Genomic DNA, 22,531 nt, shown 5'->3' with positions numbered 1-22,531 from the left:
TTGAATTGATAGATAGATATGGGGAAAAAAAATATTTAGCTAAATACGATTTATGTATAGAGCTTTTTGATAGATTTGATCTAAAAATAGATGATATAGTACCTGTAAGGAATGTGTATATGGTTTCTACAGATAAAGGAGAGAAGATATTAAAAAAAGTAGAATATACTTTAAATGAATTGAAGTTTATCCATGAGGTTTTAACTTATATAAGAAACAAATTTCCCAGAGTGGTTAATTTCGTAAAAGATAAAAAAGGTCATATATATACAATTTGGGAAGGTGATATGTACTGCATAATGGATATGGTTCAGGGGAAAGAATGCAATTTTAGTAATCCTGTGGATTTAGATATTGCATCTAAAGGATTGGGAGAATTTCATCTTGCTTCTGAAGGATTCAAAAGCAGTATGAACAGCAAATACAATAATGGAAGGCTCATTGATGTTTTTAAAAGAAGAGTCCAGGAAATGGAGTTTTTTAGGAATATAGCAAATGTACATGAAAAAAAAACAGAATTTGATGAAATATTTATAGATAATTCAAGGCATTATATAAAAGAAATAAAGAAAAGTGAAAAACTGCTGGAAAAATCCTGTTATTATAAGCTCTGCAGTGAAGAGGATAAAATAGCAGTATGCCATCATGATTTAGCCTACCACAATATACTGATAAATGATAACAAAGCCTATTTTGTAGATTTTGATTATGCCATTATAGATCTTAAAGTACATGATTTATGTAATTTTATAAATAAGGTTATAAAAAATTTTGCTTTTGATATGGAAAAAACAAAACTGATAATGAATGGTTACTGTGCAGAAAATAGTTTAAGCGATAGAGAGCTTGAGGTATTATTTGCTATGCTGAATTTTCCAAATGATTTTTATACTATATCAAAAGATTATTATACTAAACGAAAAGATTGGGAAGAAGAAGTGTTTTTGGATAGATTAAAGAGGAAGATAAGATATAAAGATGATAGAATGGAATTTTTAGCAGAGTTTGAGGATACAATTTTAAATAGCTAATGGTGTATTTAAAAAATGTTTTGACATATTATACACACACCCTTGAAATAAGCAGTATATTTATTTAAAGGGTGTGTGTATTTTAATAATTAATTTTTTTACCTATGATTTTATTGTATATGGTTATGGTATCACTAGCTGTTTTTTTCCAATTTAGTTGAGAAGCTCTCTGAATTCCCAGAGAGGTAAGTTTTTTTTTGAGATTATCATCGGACAGTATATTTAGCATAGCTTGACATAAATCATCTTGATCTTTGGGATTTACGAGAAGAGCTCCATCTCCAACAACTTCAGGTAGAGAAGTAGTATTTGAGGTTATTACTGGAATTCCACAGGCCATAGCCTCTATTGGTGGCAAACCAAATCCCTCATAAAAAGAGGGATATACGAATAGTTTAGCGGCATTATATATATAGGGAAGATGATCCATGGATATAAAACCGGGAAATATAACTTTGTCAGATATATTTAATATTTCAGTACGTTTTCTGTAAGTACTGTATGATTTCCCCTTTGTACCTGCTATTACAAGCTTTATGGGTTTTTTATACAGCGATATAAATTTATTGAAACTTTCAATTAAACCCAATATATTTTTTCTAGGGCTGAATCCCCCCACATAAAGTATATAATCTTCATCTATGGAATAATATCTTTTAGCTATATATTTACTTATATTTTTATCCAAAGGTTTATATATATCCTCGCTGGCCAAATGAGTAACGTATATTTTATTCTCGGGGAAATTAAAAGCCTTCATTATATCATTCTTGGAGAAATTTGAAACTGTAATAATTCCATCACATTTAGGTATTATTTCAGGGATATAGTCGGAAAAAATTTTTAAATATCTGTCACTTACAGTTTCAGGCATTTTATAGGGAATTACATCGTGAAGTGTTATAGCAAATTTACAATTTTTATCTACAGGAAGCCCTACACCGTTTTGTGGAACGTGGTACAATTCTATTTTATTGTGTTTTATTTTATTAGGTATATTTATTTCCTCCCAAAAACTGGTTTTATTCTGTGGAGGAATAGTATTTAGAGCAAAATTTTTTTTTAAGCATATATCATTTCTAAAACTTTTCGGCATGAAAAGTAAATAGTTATTTATATTATCAATATTATTTAAGCAACTTATGAGCTGATAAGTATAAGTGCCTATACCGGTACCTCTATACCATTTTGCAGCACGACCATCAATTCCTATTTTCATAGAATTATTCCTCTCTAAATTGGTATATTTCATTATATTAAAATCCAGTTAAAAATGTTAATATTCTTCTAAAATAACTTAGCCGTTCATATAGATATATAGGGGTGATTAACATGATGCGAGAATTTGAAATAGAAAGACAATTTAATGTAAAAATTGAAAATATAAGACCAAATAGAGGGGTGTATCTTTTAAAAACGGATAAAGGAATGAAATGTTTAAAGAGAATAAATTATGGAACTCAAAAACTTTTATTTGTATATGGTGCAAAAGAACATTTAATAAATAATGGATTTCCATATGTAGATAAATATTGTGTTAATATAGATGGGAATCCCTATGCTCTTGTAAATGAAGATATTTATACCCTTTCAGAATGGATTAATGGTAGGGAATGTGATTTTAAAAATAAAGAAGATGTCATAAATGCTTCTAAATGTTTGGCAAATATGCACATAGCTTCTAAAGGATATGAGCCTCCTGAAAACAGCAAACTTAAGACGGATCTTGGAAGGTGGCATCATTTAATGGAAAAAAGGGTTAGAGCTCTTGATAAAATGAAAGATATGGGCAGAAAAAAAAGCAATAAGGAAAGTTTTGATTTAAATTATATGAAGGCTATTCAGTTTTATAAAGATTTTGGCAGAAAAGCTATAGAAGTACTAAAAGACTCCAAATATGATGAACTTTGCAATATAACAAAAGAGGAAAAAGGATTTTGTCATCATGATTTTACATATCATAATATAGTGATAGATGATGACAACAATGTAAATGTAATAGATTTTGATTACTGTAAAAGAGAAATAAGAGCTTATGATATATCATCTTTTATGATTAAGGTTTTAAAAAGATCAGATTGGAATATAGAAAATGCCAAGCTTATATTTGACTCCTATAATGAGGTAAGCCCGCTTGAGGAGGAGGAATACAGGGTAATATTTGCCTTCTTATTATTTCCTCAACGTTTCTGGAGATTGGCAAATAGATATTATTATAATGAGGTTAATTGGCAGTTAAATACCTTTAATAATAAACTGGAGGAATTGATTTCAGAACAGGAAAAGTATGTTCGTTTTATTGAAGAATTTAAAAGTATCTATAACCAAAAATAGATTTAAGTTGGGAATAGGCCTATGTGGATAATGTTAAAATGAACCCGGCATAGGCCTTATTTTTTGCACTTAAAAAAGAATAAACTCATAATATATATCATGACTTTTTATATGGGGATGTTAGATTATGAAAATAGGTGATATAGTAGTGAGAAAATCCTATGGTAAAGATATAACTTTTAAAATAATAGATGTAAAAGAAGAAAAAAGCGGGAATATTTATATTCTAAAAGGGATAGATTTGAGGCTGATTGCAGATTCCACCATTGAGGATTTGGAGATCGTAGAGAATGAATCTCTTACAAAAAAGGAAATTATATTTAATAAACAAATTAACAGTTCAATTCGGGACATTCTAATTAGCAGAGGGGGCTTTAGGTATAGTGGAGGAACTGCACAAGAATATAACATAACAAAATTTGCATCACATGATTCCAAGAACGAACTTGCTTTTGGAAGGCCTGGTAAAATACTGCATGTAGATGGTGATTCGGAATATCTAGATGTATGTATTAAAGTGTATAAACAACTTTTGTTAGATGTAGTTGGCAGGAATATAGCTGAAAAGGATCAGCCGTCAAAAGTGGTAGAGTTAGTAAAAGAAATAAAACCAGATATAATTGTAATTACAGGGCATGATTCTGTGGCAAAGGGTACTACTGATTTCATGAATTTGGATAATTATAAAAATTCCAAATATTTTGTGGAAGCTGTGTCAGAACTTAGAAATTATGAATCAAATTATGATGATCTGGTAATATTTGCAGGAGCCTGTCAGTCCTGTTATGAAAAAATTTTGGATTCAGGAGCTAATTTTGCAAGTTCACCCAGTAGAGTACTTATACATTGTTTAGATCCTGTATTTTTATGTGAAAAAATAGCTTATACGAATATAGAAAAAGTAGTATCCATTCAAGAGGCCATAAGAAACACTATAACTAGGACTAATGGGATTGGAGGGCTGCAGACTAGAGGAAAATACAGGGAGGGTTTTCCAAAATCACCATATGTATAAAGATTATAAAAGTTGTAAATAATATTGTATATATGAGTGACTTGAAGAAATGGCAATATATTATAATATAAATAAAACTATGTGGGCCGTGTTTACAAAAATTTAATATTGACAAAATAAATTATTAACTGATATACTAAATGGTTTAGTTGACATAATTAACCTTACGATGTATAATATAAGATGTAGAGAGAGGGTGTTTAGAGAATGGAAGGAATGAATGTGTTAGCTTCTATAAGAAAGAACATTGAAGATCATGTAGGAGACAAAGTAACTTTAAAGGCAAATGGCGGTAGAAGGAAAGTTTTTGTGAATAAAGGAATAATAGAAAAAGCTTATCCTAGCATATTTGTGATTAGATTAGAAAATGACACCCAAAGGAAAGTGACTTATAGCTATTCGGATGTTTTAACAAAAACAGTTCAGTTGGTTTTTTCAGTTTAAACAGTGTTTAGTTCACTTAGTTATCAATTATCTCATATGTTTGTTAACCTATTTTATAAAAGTATATAAACGTAACATTTTTAAAATAGTATATAAAATACTAATTATATTTTATGTGCTATTTTTTGTTGTCAATTTACAGGGTAAGAAGAAAGATGGTAAGCTTCCATCTTTCAACTATGGTATAAAAGGGTATTGAGAATTTATGAGAGGTTATATGGTTAACAACCAATTTAATATTACGTCAAAATTTTGTAAATGTCAATATTAAGAGACATTATTGAAAATTATCAAAAACGTTAGCATATTTTTTACCTTTAATTTATATAAATAAATAGTAGGTTTTTATATGGGGGGTAATAAATATGAGTATAGATTTTGTTAAAGAAAATATAGAATGTGAACAGCTCATGGCTGAAAATTTTTCTGATACTGTAATAAAAGCAGAATATATAATACCGGATACAAATCCAGATGTTAACCATATTTTAATTCTCAATGCAAAGCCCATTATAACTAGTAAGGAAGTAATGCAGGATAAGGTATTTGTTGAGGGAAAAGTGGAATATACTATACTTTATTTAGCTAAAGAAGATGAAGCAATGGGCATCTACAGCGTAAATTATACTGGCGATTTTTCAAATTATATTGAAATACCGGGGTCCCAACATGATATGCTCTGTGATGCAGATTGCTATGTAGAACATATGAACTGCAATATAGCTAATGAAAGAAAGGTATCTATTGAAGGAATTATAAAATTAAAAGCAGAAGTATATAAAAAATATGAATTTGAAGTTATAAAAGATGTAGAAAGTTCTGGAGATATACAGATGTTGAAAAATCCTGATACTATAGATAAAATAGTTGGAACAGTCTCAGGAGATTTAGTGGCAAAAGCTGAGATTCAAATACCTGTGGATAGGCCTCAAATAGGGAATATATTAGAATGTAACGTAAATGTGCATAAGAAAAATATAAAGGTTTTAGATGGGAATATCTCTATAGAGGCATATGTGCTTATAGGTGTACTTTATAGGGGAAAGGACACAAGGGACATAGAATATATAGAGGATGATGTTTATGTAAGTAAAGAAATTCCTGTAGATGGAGTGAACTCATCTATGGACAGCTATACCGACTTTTGTGTAGATGAGATTGAAAAGAGTATAAGAGAAGATGATTTGGGTGAGAGCAGAATAATTGATATGGAAGTGTTGGTAAAATCCAATACAAAAGTGATGTATAAAGAAGATATGGATATAATAGAAGATGCTTATTCTCCTTCCTCACTTATGCAGATGGATAAAAAAGATTATGAATTGAATGTAATGCATGGCCAGAATACCACCCAAAGTATGATTAAATCAAATATAGAATTAGAAGGTAACTCCAGGCCTAAAGAGGTAATTATGTGTTATGGAGAAGTGTGCATAACAGACAAAAAAATAGTGGAAGACAAGGTAGTTGTAGATGGAGTTTTAAGTGTTAAGGCTTTATATAAGGATTTAGAAGATGAAATAAATAAGGCTAGTGACGAGATACCTTTTAGTTGCAGTGTAGATATACCTGAAAGTAAAATTGACATGCAGTGTATAGCAAAGGTGGCTTTAGAGAGTATACAGGGAGAGGTAGAAATAGACACCATAGCTATAAAGGCAGTAGCTGAAGTTTATGCAAGAGTAAATTATATTACTCATAAAGAGTTTTTGGTGAATATAGATTCTTCAGAAGGGGAATTCCCAGCTAAGAAGGCCAGTTTAACCATATATGTGATCCAGCAAGATGATACTCTGTGGAAAATAGCTAAAAAGTATTATACTACTGTGGAGGATTTAGTAAAATTAAATGATATAGAAGATCCGGAAGTTATAAAAGTGGGAGAAAAACTCATTATACCTGGAAGAGCTGTAATNAAAGTATTATACTACTGTGGAGGATTTAGTAAAATTAAATGATATAGAAGATCCGGAAGTTATAAAAGTGGGAGAAAAACTCATTATACCTGGAAGAGCTGTAATATAAGCAGGGAGCCCAAATCTTCGATTTGGTGCGAGTCGCTTACTCCGCCGGACCGAAAGGAGGTGGAGTTTCATAAAAGGGAGCCCAAATCTTCGATTAAACTTCGGCAATAAATTGCTGAAGTTTTTGTTTTACGCATAATAATTGAGAAAATGGAAAAAATATAGAATATCCGCAGGAGAGGGTGCATGACTTTGAAAAAAAAATCAGAAAAAAATTTAATAATAATAGGAGGAGCGGAAGATAAGACCGGTGAAAAAAAAATATTAAAGGAAGTCTGCAGTAGATTGGATAAACAAGAAGATATTCTTGTTATTGCAACTATTGCATCTGAGATACCGGAGGAATTAGGAGATGAATATAAAAAGATATTTCAAGAATTGGGAATAAAGAATATAAGGATACTGACTATAAGAAGCAGAAAAGATGCCTTTGACGTGAACAATCTAGAGCTCATAGAAAATATTGCATTGATGTTTTTTACAGGAGGAGATCAGCTTAGGATAACAAGCCTTGTAGGAGGTACTCCACTGTATTCGAAGATTCAAGAATTATATGAAGGAGGGTGTACTTTTGTGGGAACTTCCGCAGGGGCTTCTGTTATGAGTGATACCATGATAATAACAGGACCCGATGAAGAATCACCTAAAAAGTGTACTTTAAAAATGGCGCCTGGGTTGGGTCTCATAAAAGGTGTGATTATTGATCAGCATTTTGCACAGAGGGGTAGAATAGGAAGACTACTTGTTGGAATAGCTGAAAACCCACAGAGCTTAGGTATTGGAATAGATGAAGATACAGCAATTATGGTTAAAGACAATGATGAATTCACGGTAATGGGTTCAGGAGCAGTTTATGTGATAGATGGCTCTGGCATAACCTATACTAATGTGTCAGAACAGTATCCTGAGGAGATATTGTCTATATTTGGAGTGAAATTACATGTACTTAAATATGGAAATAAATTTAATTTTATAAATAAAAAGCCTTATAATAATTGAGAAAATTTGATTTGATGATTTGTAAATCAAATTGATTAAAAATCCGAGAAAGGGTCAAATAGATGTAAGGGAGGAGTCGTAAAAACCGTTAAATCAGCAAATAAATATGAATTATATGCTGATATACCGTTAGTTAGACGGGATTTCAAGCCCCTGGAGTATCAGGCCGAATGAAAGTAGCACAAATAGCAAAATCAGATACTATGAATGGGGAAATAAACAAACTTTTACTTAAGTGTAAATAAGTGTTTATGTAACGGGCAGTATACACAAAAATGAGGATAGATGATTTTAGAGTTTTTGAAGGAAGAAATATATTTGCTCATAGAAAATGTATAAAAATGTCTGTGGATTTAGAGGGGTATAGTAAAATACCAACTAAGGATATAAATGGATTTAATGAAAAACTGCTGACGATCATGCCTGATTTGAGGCAGCATAGATGTGGAATAAATGAAGAACATGGCTTTGAAAAGAGATTGAGAGAAGGAACTTATCTTGCCCATGTGTGTGAACATATTATACTTGCTATGCAAAATGATCTGGGTATTGATGTTAGTTATGGGAAGGCAAGGGAAATAAAGGAAGATAAATATTATATAGTATATGAATATCTTTATAAAAATACAGCGCTGGAAATTGGCAAAATAGCTGTGAATATGATCAACTCTTTGATAAAAGGAATAAATTATAAACTTGAGGAGGACGTCACAAAATTAAAGGATATTTTAAAAGCAGAGCAAGTTGGCCCCAGTACGCTGTCCATAATATCGGAGGCCAAGAGGAGAGGAATACCTGTAACAAGGATTGGAAATAACAGTGTATTTCAATTGGGATACGGAAAATACAGCAAGATTATAGAAGCCACTATATCATGCAATACATCGGCTGCGGCTGTAGATATAGCTTGTAACAAAATGCTAACTAAAGAGATGCTGAGAAATCAGTGTTTACCTGTGGCAGAGGGTGGTGAGGTGAAAAGCCTGGAGGAATTATCAGATCTCACTGCTGAGATAGGATACCCCATAGTTTTAAAACCTTGTTTTGGAAATCAGGGCAAAGGGGTATTTGTAAATATAAAAAATAAGACAGAAGCAGTAAAAGCTTACAAGATATTAGCACAGAAGTTTGATAGTATAATTTTAGAGAAATGTATAACTGGAAAAGACTTTAGGGTATGTGTGGTGAATGGAAAAGTAGTAGCTGCTGCTGAAAGAATACCGCCTTATGTTGTGGGAGATGGAATAAAAAGCATAATTCAATTGATAGAAGATGTAAACAGGGACAGCATGAGAGGAGAGGGACACGAAAAGCCTCTAACTAAAATAAAAATAGATGATGAATTGAAAGCCTGCATACTTAAAAGTGATTATAAATTGGATAGTATCTTACCTAAGAATAAAAAATTGCTCATAAGAGAAAATGGAAATTTATCTACAGGAGGAACAGCTGTAGATTGCACTGATTTAATTTGCAAAGAAAATATAAATATCTGTGAAAGGGCAGCTGATACGATTGGACTGGATATCTGTGGCATAGATATATGCTGTAAAGATATAAGTGAATCCATACTTAAAACCGGTGGAGCTATAATAGAAATAAATGCAGCACCGGGTATTAGAATGCACCAGTATCCCTGTGTAGGCAAAAAAAGAAATGTGGCAAGAGCCATAATAAATATGCTATTTTATAGATCCCGATCCATTCCTATAGTTTCAGTAACTGGAACAAATGGGAAAACCACAACTACTAGACTCATTGCACATATATTAGGCAAATCTGGCTATAAGGTGGGTATGACTGTTACAGGAGGAATATACATAGATAATAAATGTATATGTAAAGGTGATACTACAGGATATTATAGTGCTAAGACCATTTTGAGCAACAAAAATGTAGATGCAGCGGTGTTGGAAACTGCTAGAGGAGGAATAATAAAAAAAGGTCTTGCCTATGATTTGGCAGATGTGGCGGTGATAACGAATATAACTGAAGATCATCTTGGCATAGATGGAATAAATACAATGGAGGATCTAGCTTATGTAAAGGCGTTGGTTGGAGAAGCTGTTAAGAAAAATGGATATGTGGTTTTAAATGCGGATGATCTGGTAAGTTCAACTATAATCAATAGGTTAAAGGGCTCAATAATTATGTTTTCAAAGTATAAAAATAATACAATTCTCAGGGACAATATAGATAGAGGCGGATATGGAATATATATAGATGATCAGATTATGTATTTTGAAAGGCAGGGTGTTGTAGTCCCAATAGTAAAGATGCAGGATATAAGGATATCGCTGGAAGGGAAACTTATTTATAACATAGAAAATGCCATGGCTGCCTGTGGGGCTGCAATTGGGTTGAATATAGCCTATTCTGTTATAAAGGATGGTTTAAAAAGCTTTTATGGAGATGCTTCATTTAATCCAGGACGGTTCAATATTTATAATTTAAATGGAATAAATGTGGTGTTGGACTATGGTCATAATATAGAAGGATATAAAGCGGTTATAAAAGGCGCTAAAAAGTTAAATTATAAGAGATTGGTTGGAATTATTGGTGTACCTGGAGACAGAACTGACACTAGTGTTGAAAAAATAGGGCGGATTGCAGGAAGGAACTTTGACTATATATATGTTAAAGAAGATAAGGACAGAAGAGGCAGGAAGCCTGGAGAAATAGCATCAATTCTTAGAAGGGGTATAATGAAGACTGATTTTGACTTAAAGAAAATAGAAACTATATTGGATGAAAAGGCTGCACTTGAGAGAGCAATAGATGCAGGAAAACAGGGGGATTTGATAATAATATTCTTTGAGAAGATGAACCCATTAGTAGAATTGATAAGTGAAAAATTAAAAGATGGAAATAAGAGAATAGGGAATATAGCTATGGTGTAGGAACAGAGTTATAAGGTAAGCAAGTAGGATTATCAATTTAACGCAATCGGCGAGAAGTCGCCCACTTCTATAGGTGGTGTGATGGATCGCCTTTTCTTTTGATTTATGTTATAATCAGTTTTACAATATTTTTAAAGGTAGTGAGAATTGAAATGCCATTATTAAAAGCCTATGCCAAAATAAATCTTTCATTGGATGTGATTGGGAAAAGGGAAGATGGATATCATCTTTTAAAAATGATAATGCAAACTATAGATTTATATGATGTTTTAGAAATGTATAAAGCTAAAAGTGGTATACATATAACCTGTAATAAAAATTATATACCTTGTGACAATAGAAATCTGGCCTATAGAGCAGCGGAGTTATTTATACATAAATATAATATAAAAGATGGAATAAATATAAATATAGTTAAAAACATACCTACAGCAGCGGGACTTGCGGGAGGAAGTGCAGATGCTGCAGTAGTATTAAAAACTATGAGAGATATGTACGTACCTGAAGTACATGACAGTGAATTAATTAAATTGGGATTGAATATAGGTGCAGATGTTCCCTATTGTATAATAGGGGGTACTGCATTATGTGAGGGAATAGGTGAAATAGTTACTCCTCTTACTCCTTTTAAGGATCATATATTGATATTGATTAAGCCATCTTTTGGGGTTAGTACTAAGGAGGTATATAAAAATTTAGACATAAATAAGATAATGAAACATCCTGATACTAATTTGCTTATAGATGCTATTCGTGAAGGTAACCTGGAGATGTTGAGCAGAAATATGAGAAATGTTCTTGAAAATGTGACTTTAAAGAGACATTTTATGCTGCGGCAAATAAAGGGACAATTAATTAGAGCTGGAGCTTTAGGAACATTGATGAGCGGAAGCGGTCCAAGTATATTTGCTTTTTTTGATGATATGTTGGAGGCACAAATGTGTTATGATAGGATGAAAATTAAATATAGAGAAACTTTTATTACGAGAACTATATAAGAGAATAGTTAACATGTAGTTGAAAAGGCTGCCTCAAAATAGACTTTGGGGTAACCTTTTTATTTGATTGAAGAAATCAGGCTTATAATTTTATGAATAAATAGCTTGAAATAGGTAGAAAATAATTTAGAGTTATTTTGAATTGAGTGGAAAAAAGAAAGAGGGAGAACATGTGGATATCATTCACTTATTTAATAAATATTTTTTTATACTTATGATAATCCAGGGATTTTTTTTAACATTTATTGATCCTAAAAACTTTAAAAAAGACAATTTAAAAAAAACTGTTTTAAAATCTAAAATAATTGGTATATTTTTTTTTATATTTTCAATCCTGTTGTATGCCCTTTCAATTTACTCTTTCTGATAGGAGGTGAAGTACATGAAAGAAGAAGTAAGAGATTTTGTATCTCCTAAAGTCAATGAAAATGTAAAATATTTAAAGGAACTGTTTGAAGATAATTCAGATGTAGTGTTTAGAGAATTTTATATAGGAGAAGTTAAAGCCGCAATAGTGTATATAGATGGAATGGGAGATAAGATGCTCTTAAATGATTTGTTAAGAGGTCTTATGACTAGGTACAGATATATAAAAAATGTAAGCCTCATAAAGGAAAGATTGATAACTGTATCTGACATGAAAGAACTTGTTGACTTGAGAAAAGGAGTTGACTTGATTTTATCTGGTGAAACGTTAATGCTTCTGGAGGGGCTAAAAAGTTTTTATGTACTTGCCACTAGAGCCTGGCCTGTAAGAGGGATAACTGAACCTTCAGGAGAAACGGTTTTAAGAGGATCTAGGGATGGATTTACGGAAACTTTACGGTTTAATACGGCCTTGATAAGAAGAAGAATAAGGGATACTAGGCTTAAAATTGTGCCAAAGCCCTTGGGAGTGAGATCTAAAACCGATGTAGTAGTGGTGTACATAGATGATATAGTAAATGAAAAAGCATTAAAAGAACTTATGAAGAGACTGGATAACATAAAGATAGATGCCATTTTAGACAGTGGGTATGTAGAGCAGCTTATAGAAGACAATAAATGGTCCTTTTTCCCACAGATTCAGAGTACTGAAAGGCCTGATGTAGTGGCCTCAGCATTGTATGAAGGAAGAATTGCAATAGTAGTGGATAATTCTCCTTTTGCAATTATAGTGCCTACTACTATGGCAAATCTATTTCAGTCACCGGATGATTACTATCAAAGATGGATATATAGTTCAACAATAAGAATAATAAGGTTTATATCCATAATGATTACATTGATAATGCCTGCTCTTTACGTTGCAGTTACTTCTTTTCACACTGGAATAATACCCACCAGACTGGCATATTTTATTGCCGCTTCAAGGGAAGGAGTGCCTTTCCCAGCTTTTATGGAAGCTATAATCATGGAATTGAGTTTTGCCCTTCTTTTAGAATCTGTAGCTAGACTCCCAAAGTCCATAGGAGCTACCACTGGAATAGTGGGAGGTCTAATTATAGGTCAAGCTGCAGTTCAAGCTGGAATAGTGAGTCCTATAATGATAATAATAGTATCCGTTACTGCCATAACAAATTTTACTACTCCTAATTATGAGATGACCTCTGCATTTAGGCTAATTAGATTTTTACTTATAGGTGCAGCGGCTGTGGCAGGATTATATGGTATCATGATTGGACTTATAATTACTCTGATACATCTTGTAAGGCTCAAGAGTTTTGGAATATCTTATCTATCACCTACAGTAAATGAAAATGTCAGTGATTTTAAAGATATGTACTTTAGAGCGCCTATTGATTTTTTCAAAAAAAGGCCCAAATATATGAATACCAAGGATAAGGTTAGACAAAAATAATTGGGTAAATTAGTTTTTTCAAGAAGGTGATTATATGACAGGCAGAAGTTTCATAACTGGATTTGGAGTATTTACCACTATAATAGTGACTGTTATAGGTGTAGGAATATTTTCCTTGCCAAGAGAGTTAGTAAGTGCTGCAGGCACTGATGGATGGGCTGTGGTTATAATGGCAGGGTTTATTACTTATTTCTTAATTTATATGGCCTGTAAAACTTTTAAATCCAATGGATATAATAAATTCAGCACAATACTTGAAAATAATTTTGGAAAAATATTAGGTGGAATTTTAGCTGTTGGATTTGTGCTATATAATATATTTACCATATCAATTGGCATGAGAATATTTGTAGAAGTTATAAAAATGTATCTTCTTGAAAAAACACCTACGGAATTTCTGATAGTCGTAACTATATTTTCAGGAATTTATCTTGTAAGAAGTAAATTACAAAATTTAATAAAATTTAATGAAGTTTCTTTCTGGATAATGTTTATATCACTGGATATGATACTTCTGTTTACTTTAAATAAAACGGATTTTACCAATGTACTGCCTATGTTTACCAATACACCTTATACCTACTTAATGGCACTTAAAAGTGCAATCTACAGTTTTGCTGGAATAGAAATAATATATTTGATGGGACCATTTATAAAGGATAAATTTAATATAAAAAAAACAGCAATAAAGAGCATTGCATTTATAACGCTTTTTTATGCAATGATAATTGTTTTTTCACTGGCTATTTTCTCCAAAGAACAGACTAAAATTTTATTGTGGCCTACTATAACTATGATAAACTCCATAAATATAAATGGAGCTTTTATAGAGAGATGGGAAGGAGTAGTTATGGCCCTATGGGTTATGTTTTACTTTACTACTTTTTCAAATATATATTATTTGTCATCTGATATAGTAAAGGATGTATTTAAATTAGATGATGTAAAACTTTCGTCGGCTTTGATAGCACCAGTAATATATATAATAGCTTTGTATCCTCAGAATATAGCACAACTTTATGATATGAGCAATAGATTTATACCTCCGCTTTTTATATATAGTCTAGTTGTACTGCCCATCGTGATACTTTTGTTTGGCAAGGCTAGACATGTAGGTAATAGGGGTAAAGTTATATCTCTGCTTTTAATTTGTATTATACTGACTGGGTGCTGGGACAAAGTTGAAATAGAGAGAACTGACTTAGTGTCTATAATGGGAGTAGATGCAGGAGTAGATATAGGGAAGAGAAAAGAATCAAAGAATATAAAACCGACAGATCCACTGACGTCTATAGATTTAAAAAAGTTTCATGTTACTTTTGGTATACCGGATTTAAGTAAACTGGAACCAGGTAAAGGAGGAATATCTCGAGATAGATATTTAGATGTAGATGGATATTCAATTCAGGATGCAGTAAGTAATGCAATAGCTAAGAGCAGCAGATCCATAAGATTTAGCCATGCTAAAGTGTTGGTGTTAGGAGAAAATTTAATGAAATATCCCGATGCAGTAAAGGAAGCTATTGATTACCTTCAAAGAGAGCCTTCTTTAAATAGAAATATGTATATAGTTATGTCAGATGGAAATGCAGAGAAGTATGTGACATTTAACAATCCAATAGAAATGAGTGTAGAGAATTATATATTGGGTATGGTTGAAAGTGATTTTAAAAATAGTGCAGTTGTTCCAATAACTTTAAATGATTTTTTAATTCAAATGAGTGAAAATGGAAATAGCATAGTTCCCAGAATTGTTATTGATGAGAACGGGAATACCATAAAGATTTCGGGCACTTTTGTAATAAAAAACTTTACACAAAAGGGAATTTTGAATTCAGTTCAAACCTCAAATATAGAACTGCTAAAGGGTATCTTGAGAGGCGGAAAGAAAATGATATATTTAGATGGCCATCCTGTAGATATAAGAATTGACAATGCTGATAGAAAGATGAGGATGTCTCAGAAAGACGGAAAATTGATATTTAATATAGACCTGGATATAGAAGGCCAGATAAAAAATTATTATACTGGAAATGAGGCATTATCTGTGAATAAGTTGGATCAAATTCAACAGGATTTCAATGAAGCTATAAGAAAAGAATGTGAAAGTGTGGTAAGGTCTACTCAAAGAGAGCTTCAGGTGGATCCCATAGGTTTTGGAGAATATGTAGAAAAATATCATCCAATTATATGGAAACAAATAGGAAATGACTGGGATGATGTTTATAAAAATGCAGTTGTAAACATAGATGTAAATACAAAGATAAGGAGAATTGGAGTGACAAGATAATATAGTATGCAGTGAATATAACTTGAATATATGTCAATAATTACTAGTGAGGTATATATAAATAATCATAGAAAAGTGGGGATGAAATCGTGAAGAAGGTTTTATTGATATTTATAATAGGTATTTTAAGTGTATTTACTGCAAACTCTCTTTTGGCTGAAGTGAGAAATAATAACATGCAGCATGACATGGCGTCTAAGATAATAAGATTTCATGTTATAGCAAACAGTGATTCAAAAAGTGATCAAGCTCTTAAATTAAGAGTGAGGGATAAAATACTGGGATATATAGCTCCTAAATTGAAGAATTCAAAAAATATAGAAGAATCCAGAAAAATTTTAAGAGAAAACAATGGAGAAATGTTAAAAATAGCTAGCAGTGAAATAAGAAAAGAAGGTTATGATTATAAAGTCGATAGTACTTTATCCAAAGTAAATTTTCCTATAAAAACTTATGGGAATATAACTCTTCCCCAGGGGAAATATGAAGCTTATAGAATAATTATAGGCAGCGGGCAGGGGCAAAACTGGTGGTGTGTTATGTTCCCTCCATTATGCTTTGTTGATATTACAAAGGGACAAGTATCTTATGAGAAAACGGAAAATGAGATGAAAAAAGTTTTGACACCGGAAGAATATAAGATGGTGGATAATGCATCATTGGGATTAAATAAAAGAAACATAAAATTCAAATTTAAGATATTAGAAATACTGAAAAGCATAGGAGTATAAGGACCATTAAATACAATGGACAGTATTGTGAAAATACATACAAGTGGGCTTTACAGATATTAAATTCTAGTTAACAACAAATATGTAAGGAATCCGTGTCCTGATTAGCCATCACTTGTATATTGGAATTTGAGTTTATATTAGTTAATTTCCTGCAAATAGTTTTTGGGCAGTCTTGACAAAGTGTTCTTCAGCACATTTAAAAAATGTCTTAAGAGTATCTCTATTGTTTATTTTTTCGTTCCCAGTTAAGGTTTTTTTAGCTAAATTTTTTTCTATAAGCCAATTGATTAAGTTAAATATGTCATTTACAGCATAAGGTCTGGCAAATTTATTACAGTTTTCACTTATAATTTTCAATTTTTCTTTGGAGTTGAGAAGTTTTTCGATATTTTCTTTACATCTGCTTATATCGGTTAAATTTACTGCTAAATTATTTCTCAATAAAAATTGAGCATTTTTTTCCTCCTGACCGGGTATAGGAGAAAATAACCCCAGAGGTATTTTGCATATTAATGCCTCAGAAATAGTAAGCCCTCCGGGCTTGGTCAGAAGAAGATCACTGGCCTGCATGTATTTGTTTACCTGGTCGGTAAAGCCTATTATTCGGGTTTCCTTAGAAGAAGACATTTTAATTTTTAAAAGTTCCGAATAGAGCTTTTTATTTTTGCCAGTTATGATTATTATCTGAATGTCTTCATTTATTTTATCAAGTTCCTTGTATATATCTGCTATTTTACCTAAGCCTAAACTTCCTCCCATAACCAAAATGGTAAATTTCGATTGAGACAATTTTAAATTTTTCAATGTATCACATCTGTTATAGTTTATGTTAAACTCAGGTTTAACGGGAATACCTAAATTATATATGGTGTCTTTTGGTATGCCTTTAGACATCATCTTTTTTATCATGTCTTTATTGGAAATCACATAGGCATCTATATAAGGATGAAGCCAGGAAGTATGAGAATAATAATCGGTAATTATACACATACAAGGTATGCCTATATGATATTTTGATTTCAATACAGACAACATTTCTGTAGTAAATGAATGAGTAGATATTAATATATCAGGATCAAACTCATTTATAAGAGGAAGTAGCTTGTAAGTCAGAGACTCAATAAGTTTTGAACTTATTGTAGTTGTGATTGTGTAATCGCCTTCTGAATAACTGTATAATTTTCCATATAAAGAAGGAGATACTTTTAGTGACTTCAAGTAGCTGCCTATTACTACTTTATCTATTATGGGATTTATATATTTTAAGGCATCAACAATTTTTACCTTTGATGCTGGATCTCTCAAGGATATGTAGCTTTTTAGCGCCTCAGCGGCATTACCATGTCCGCCTCCAGCGGAAATTGAGAGAATTAAAACGTTCATCTAATCACCTTCTGATTAAGTATGTAATCTTATTATATAAAATGTAGTAAGAATAATAAACTCATTTAATAAACATTTAAGAAAAAATTAATAATAATCCATAAAATAGTATTGACTTTTATGAACATTATTAAACTAATAATACATAACAATTGAATAAATGCAAATAATATGAACAAAGATTGAATTTACCAGTAAAACTCTCTGTGAGAAAGAGGTGGAGTTCTGTGAAAATTGCAAAAAAGAGAATTATATACACGGCATTAGTAATTTTGATTGTAGTATTTTCAAGTACTTTTGCAGTTCTTATGACTCTGGAAAGAAATGACTATAGAAATTATCTTCAAGGTGAATATGGAAAAAGCATGTATGAGCTTATAGATGCAGTGCAAAATATAAGAGTAAATTTAACAAAAGCAGCTATAGTAGGGTCAAGAGAACAGGCGATAGTTGTTTTTGAAGAGATATTTAGATATTCTGGTATAGCTAATGATAAATTACATTCCCTTCCAGTAGATCAGCCGACAATATCTGGCACCAGCAAATTTTTAAGCCAAACTGGAGATTTTTGCTATAATTTAGGCAAGTTATCTACTAGCGGGAAACAATTGACCAATGATGATTATGACAATATAGAGAGATTAAAAAAACAGTCCGTAATTTTAGAGGGTCAGCTGAAAGCTACAGCTGATAATATAAATCAGGGAAAGGTCAAGTGGGGAGAAATAAGAAAAAAAATTACTGGTGCATTTGCAAAAAATAATGATAATTCTATATCTGAACAATTTCAAGGTATGCAGAAGCAAATAGTTCAGTATCCGGCATTGATTTATGATGGGCCATTTTCAGACAATGTACTGCAGGTTAAACCTAAAATTAATTCGCAAAAACAGGTATCAGAAAAGAAAGCAGAAGCTATAGCTAGAAAAATAATAGGAGAGGCAAAAATAGAGAGCCTGAATGTATCTTCTGTTAAGGGAAAAGCTGACATAGATGTATATAGATTTACTGCTGCCCTAAAAAATAGAAATAGAAAAGGAGACAGAGTAATATGTGAAATAAGCAAAAAAGGCGGAAGGATATCCTATTTGATAAATGATAGAGCTGTAAATAACAGCTCCATATCTGCAGAAAAATCCCGGAATATAGGAATAAGATACTTGAAAAATTTAGGATACGATAATATGGTTCCTACCTACTCTCTGAGATATAATAATATAGCAGTAATAAGTTATGTGTATAATCAAAATAATATATTAATATATCCGGATCAAATAAAATTAAAAATAGCTTTGGATAATGGGGATATCATAGGTGTAGAAGCAGATAAGTATTTAATGTCTCATATTGAAAAAAGGAAAATATCAACCCCAAAGATGAGCTATGAAGAGGCCAAAGAAAAAGTTGGGAAGAGATTGAATATAACCGGCAGAAGGCTTGTTATAATCCCTACGGAAGCGAATAGTGAAATATTGTGTTATGAATTTTCTGGAGATTATAAGAATGATGATTTTAAAGTCTATATAAATGCTGAAACTGGATATGAAGAAAAGATAATTCAAATAATTAATACTCCTAATGGAGAGTTAACTATATAGCCTATAATCATAAAATATAAATGTACCCTAAAAGGTAGATGCAGAAATAAGGCTGTGTTTAACCTATAGGGTATATTTTTGCTTGAATCATACCCAAAAATAAAGTAAAAATTCTATAAAAATCCTGGCCCATTTGATATAATAAAGTAAATTTTAAGATTTTGTTGATGTAGAAATTAGAAAGGCAGGTTAAAGTTTAACTATGAAGAAAAAGGCAATTATATCTTTATCCAGTAAGCAATCTGATAATAATGAAGTTATAGAAGTAGTTACTCCCGGAGACTTTTACAAAAAAAATGACTGTTATTATGCGGTTTATAAAGAAACTCAGTTATCTGGAATGGAGGGAACTACTACTACTTTAAAAATAAAAAATAATAAATTATCTCTCATAAGAATGGGGAGCACTAATGCTAAAATGGATTTTAATAAGTATGAAAGAAGTAGATCTATGTATAAGACACCTTATGGGGCTATAGAATTGAAGATAAAGACTAATGAAATAAACATAGATGTAGGGGAAAATGGAGGGGATGTATTGATTAATTATAGCATGAGTTTAGCAGGACAAACTGCTCAGGATACACAGTTAAAGGTGAATATAAAAACCAAGTAGCGGCTGTCAACTTTTAGCTTTTCACTTTTAATTTTCAGTCTAAAAATTTTATTTTTGATTAAAAGTTTTATATATGGCAATAATTAAATAAACAGATAAGTGTAAAAAAGGAGGGTGTATATTGAGAAGATATTTTAATGATAAAGAAAAAGTATATTCCAAAATTATTGAGATATTGTGTAAATATAAAGGACTGGATAGAAAAAAACTGTTGGAGATCTTAAAAGATGAATCCTGCAAATATCTGTTTTTTTTACTTGTTAATAAGTATGAGTGTTATGATCTAGATGTATTAAAAAAAGATTTTCCCTCTGTAAATAGGAATAACATGAAAAATAACATAAGAAAAGCGGAAAAAAAATTACTATTAAACAAGCGTATAAGAGATATGTATTTTGAAGCAGAAGAGCTAATAGATAGAGTAGAATAAAATAAATGTTTTATAAAAGCAAAAAAACCTAGAATATAAATAGAAAATATGGTATCATATTAAGTATGTTTTTGGACAAAACATACTATTTTATTTGTGAGGGTATTTTTCATTATAAAACTAATTAGATATTTTGTCAATAATATATGAGAAAATTTTTGAAAATTATTTATGCTTTTTTTTCAAATAATTTATTTAAAAAATATGCAATTTAAATTTTACCAGGATAAAAAACAGGGGGTGACACTGCTTTTAAAAGCAGAAACTTATGAATACAAAGTATATATTTGTAACTGGGGGAGTAGTATCTTCGCTGGGGAAGGGAATAACAGCAGCTTCATTGGGACGACTTTTGAAAAATAGAGGACTTAAAGTTTCAATCCAAAAATTCGATCCATATATAAATGTAGATCCAGGTACTATGAGTCCATATCAACATGGAGAGGTTTTTGTTACAGATGACGGAGCAGAGACAGATTTAGATTTAGGCCATTATGAGAGATTTATAGATGAAAATTTAAGTAAAAACAACAATGTTACTACAGGAAAAGTATATTGGTCAGTTATATCAAAAGAGAGAAAGGGAGAGTATTTAGGAAGTACGGTTCAAGTGATTCCACATATAACGAATGAGATAAAGTCCAGGGTATATAAAGTAGCGGAGGAAAAAGATATTGATGTGGTTATAACTGAAATTGGCGGAACGGTAGGAGATATAGAGTCACTGCCTTTTTTGGAAGCTATAAGACAGATAAAATATGATGTGGGAATAGAAAATGTATGTTTTATACATGTTACATTGGTTCCCTATTTAAAAAAGTCGGGAGAATTAAAAACTAAACCTACTCAACATTCAGTTAAGGAATTGAGGAGCATTGGAATACAGCCTGATATAATAGTATGCCGTTCAGAGAAATTGATTTCCAATGAATTAAAAGAAAAGATAGGGTTATTTTGTAATGTAGAGAGAGACTCTGTAATTGAAAATTTAGATGCTGAAAATTTATATGAAGTTCCACTGATGCTTCATCAAGAAGGATTGGATGATTTGGTATGCAGAAAATTAAGACTAAAAAGTGGTAAAATAGACAATACTGAATGGATAGAGATGGTAAATAGAATAAAGAAGTTATCGAGAAGTGTAAATATAGCTTTAGTTGGAAAGTATGTAGAACTTCATGACGCTTATATATCTGTAGTTGAGGCGTTGAATCATGGTGGATATGCCAATGGGGCGAGAGTTAATATAAAATGGATAAATTCTGAAAATGTTACTGAAGAAAATATAGGAGATTATCTAAAAGATGCAGATGGTATACTTATTCCAGGAGGATTCGGAGATAGGGGAATAGATGGAAAGATATTGTCTGCAGGATGGGCTAGAAAAAATAAAGTACCATTCTTTGGCATATGTCTGGGAATGCAATGTGCTGTAATAGAATTTGCGAGAAATGTGCTTGGTTATAAAGGAGCCCACAGTTCGGAAATAGATCCTTATACCAAATATCCTGTTATAGATTTGATGCCGGATCAAAAGGATATAGATAAAAAAGGCGGTACCATGAGATTAGGCAGCTATCCATGTAAGCTTTTAAATGAAAGTAATTCTTTTAAAGCTTATGGAGAAGAAGTTATACATGAAAGGCATAGACATAGATATGAATTTAATAATTTTTATAGAAATAAGTTAGAAAAAGCGGGGCTGGTACTTTCTGGAGTCAGTCCTGATTCGAGATTAGTTGAAATTGTAGAAATAAAAGATCATCCTTGGTTTGTAGGAGTACAGTTTCATCCAGAATTGAAATCCAGGCCCAATAGACCACATCCTTTATTTAGAGAGTTTATAAGGGCGTCTTTAGATTATGGGAAATTGAATGACTAGGTGATTTTTGAGT

The 22,531-nt window shown here is 31.5% G+C and carries 19 protein-coding genes; 17 read left to right on the top strand and 2 right to left on the bottom strand.

The features are described 5' to 3' along the window. The first annotated feature begins 5 nt into the window (after positions 1-5). Positions 6-1,031 carry a CotS family spore coat protein gene (locus tag ACFHWD_RS05135; RefSeq protein ID WP_378060902.1) on the top strand — a complete coding sequence of 342 codons (1,026 nt, stop codon included), beginning with the start codon at positions 6-8 and terminating at the stop codon, positions 1,029-1,031. 82 nt (positions 1,032-1,113) lie between these two features. Here ACFHWD_RS05135 and ACFHWD_RS05130 read toward each other — a convergent pair whose 3' ends face one another. Continuing rightward, positions 1,114-2,250, bottom strand: coding sequence for a glycosyltransferase family 1 protein (locus ACFHWD_RS05130; RefSeq protein WP_150356160.1), 1,137 nt, complete (start codon positions 2,248-2,250; stop codon positions 1,114-1,116). 113 nt (positions 2,251-2,363) lie between these two features. Between ACFHWD_RS05130 and ACFHWD_RS05125 the strand changes: the two genes are divergently transcribed. From ACFHWD_RS05125 to spoIIR, 12 genes are all read left to right on the top strand, one after another. Then, a complete protein-coding gene (locus ACFHWD_RS05125) occupies positions 2,364-3,365 on the top strand; it encodes a CotS family spore coat protein (RefSeq protein ID WP_150356161.1) in 1,002 nt (333 codons plus the stop codon). A gap of 127 nt (positions 3,366-3,492) precedes the next feature. Then, positions 3,493-4,380, top strand: a complete 888-nt coding sequence (gene yabG / locus ACFHWD_RS05120) for a sporulation peptidase YabG (protein ID WP_150356162.1) — start codon at positions 3,493-3,495, stop codon at positions 4,378-4,380. Positions 4,381-4,587: 207 nt separating this feature from the next. Next, complete coding sequence (locus ACFHWD_RS05115; RefSeq protein WP_150356163.1) at positions 4,588-4,824, top strand: Veg family protein; 237 nt, start codon at positions 4,588-4,590, stop codon at positions 4,822-4,824. A 365-nt stretch (positions 4,825-5,189) separates the two neighbouring features. After that, positions 5,190-6,782, top strand: coding sequence for an SPOCS domain-containing protein (locus ACFHWD_RS05110; protein WP_378060898.1), 1,593 nt, complete (start codon positions 5,190-5,192; stop codon positions 6,780-6,782). After that, on the top strand, positions 6,757-6,849 hold the full coding sequence (locus ACFHWD_RS05105) for a hypothetical protein (protein WP_378060896.1): 93 nt from the start codon (positions 6,757-6,759) through the stop codon (positions 6,847-6,849). The genes ACFHWD_RS05110 and ACFHWD_RS05105 overlap by 26 nt, the downstream gene beginning before the upstream one ends. A gap of 191 nt (positions 6,850-7,040) precedes the next feature. Further along, complete coding sequence (locus ACFHWD_RS05100; protein ID WP_150356175.1) at positions 7,041-7,847, top strand: cyanophycinase; 807 nt, start codon at positions 7,041-7,043, stop codon at positions 7,845-7,847. Positions 7,848-8,122: 275 nt separating this feature from the next. Further along, a complete protein-coding gene (gene cphA, locus ACFHWD_RS05095) occupies positions 8,123-10,747 on the top strand; it encodes a cyanophycin synthetase (RefSeq protein ID WP_378060894.1) in 2,625 nt (874 codons plus the stop codon). Between the two features lie 152 nt (positions 10,748-10,899). After that, a complete protein-coding gene (ispE, locus tag ACFHWD_RS05090; protein WP_150356166.1) occupies positions 10,900-11,745 on the top strand; it encodes a 4-(cytidine 5'-diphospho)-2-C-methyl-D-erythritol kinase in 846 nt (281 codons plus the stop codon). A 172-nt stretch (positions 11,746-11,917) separates the two neighbouring features. Further along, complete coding sequence (locus ACFHWD_RS05085) at positions 11,918-12,112, top strand: CLC_0170 family protein (protein ID WP_150356167.1); 195 nt, start codon at positions 11,918-11,920, stop codon at positions 12,110-12,112. Between the two features lie 15 nt (positions 12,113-12,127). Then, entirely contained in the window at positions 12,128-13,585 is a 1,458-nt protein-coding gene (locus tag ACFHWD_RS05080; protein ID WP_378060891.1) for a spore germination protein, read from the top strand. Between the two features lie 34 nt (positions 13,586-13,619). Then, entirely contained in the window at positions 13,620-15,875 is a 2,256-nt protein-coding gene (locus tag ACFHWD_RS05075; RefSeq protein WP_229980688.1) for a Ger(x)C family spore germination protein, read from the top strand. Positions 15,876-15,964: 89 nt separating this feature from the next. Next, on the top strand, positions 15,965-16,606 hold the full coding sequence (gene spoIIR / locus ACFHWD_RS05070) for a stage II sporulation protein R (RefSeq protein WP_179978137.1): 642 nt from the start codon (positions 15,965-15,967) through the stop codon (positions 16,604-16,606). A 144-nt stretch (positions 16,607-16,750) separates the two neighbouring features. Here spoIIR and ACFHWD_RS05065 read toward each other — a convergent pair whose 3' ends face one another. Next, positions 16,751-17,992, bottom strand: coding sequence for a glycosyltransferase (locus tag ACFHWD_RS05065; protein ID WP_179978136.1), 1,242 nt, complete (start codon positions 17,990-17,992; stop codon positions 16,751-16,753). Between the two features lie 227 nt (positions 17,993-18,219). Between ACFHWD_RS05065 and ypeB the strand changes: the two genes are divergently transcribed. From ypeB to ACFHWD_RS05045, 4 genes are all read left to right on the top strand, one after another. Further along, the gene (ypeB, locus tag ACFHWD_RS05060) at positions 18,220-19,590 is read left to right on the top strand and encodes a germination protein YpeB (RefSeq protein ID WP_150356172.1); all 1,371 of its coding nucleotides are present in this window, start codon (positions 18,220-18,222) and stop codon (positions 19,588-19,590) included. A gap of 202 nt (positions 19,591-19,792) precedes the next feature. Next, positions 19,793-20,206: a DUF1934 domain-containing protein gene (locus ACFHWD_RS05055; protein WP_150356173.1), complete on the top strand. Its 414-nt coding sequence runs from the start codon at positions 19,793-19,795 to the stop codon at positions 20,204-20,206. A gap of 121 nt (positions 20,207-20,327) precedes the next feature. Then, positions 20,328-20,636: a ribose-5-phosphate isomerase gene (locus ACFHWD_RS05050; protein WP_150356174.1), complete on the top strand. Its 309-nt coding sequence runs from the start codon at positions 20,328-20,330 to the stop codon at positions 20,634-20,636. A 268-nt stretch (positions 20,637-20,904) separates the two neighbouring features. Continuing rightward, entirely contained in the window at positions 20,905-22,518 is a 1,614-nt protein-coding gene (locus ACFHWD_RS05045; protein ID WP_179978135.1) for a CTP synthase, read from the top strand. The last annotated feature ends 13 nt before the right edge of the window (positions 22,519-22,531 follow it).

Origin of the sequence: Clostridium sp. MT-14 (assembly GCF_042436595.1) — a bacterium.
GTDB classification, from domain to species: Bacteria; Bacillota; Clostridia; order Clostridiales; family Clostridiaceae; genus Clostridium_B; species Clostridium_B aromativorans.
This window is presented reverse-complemented; position numbering and strand designations above follow the sequence as displayed.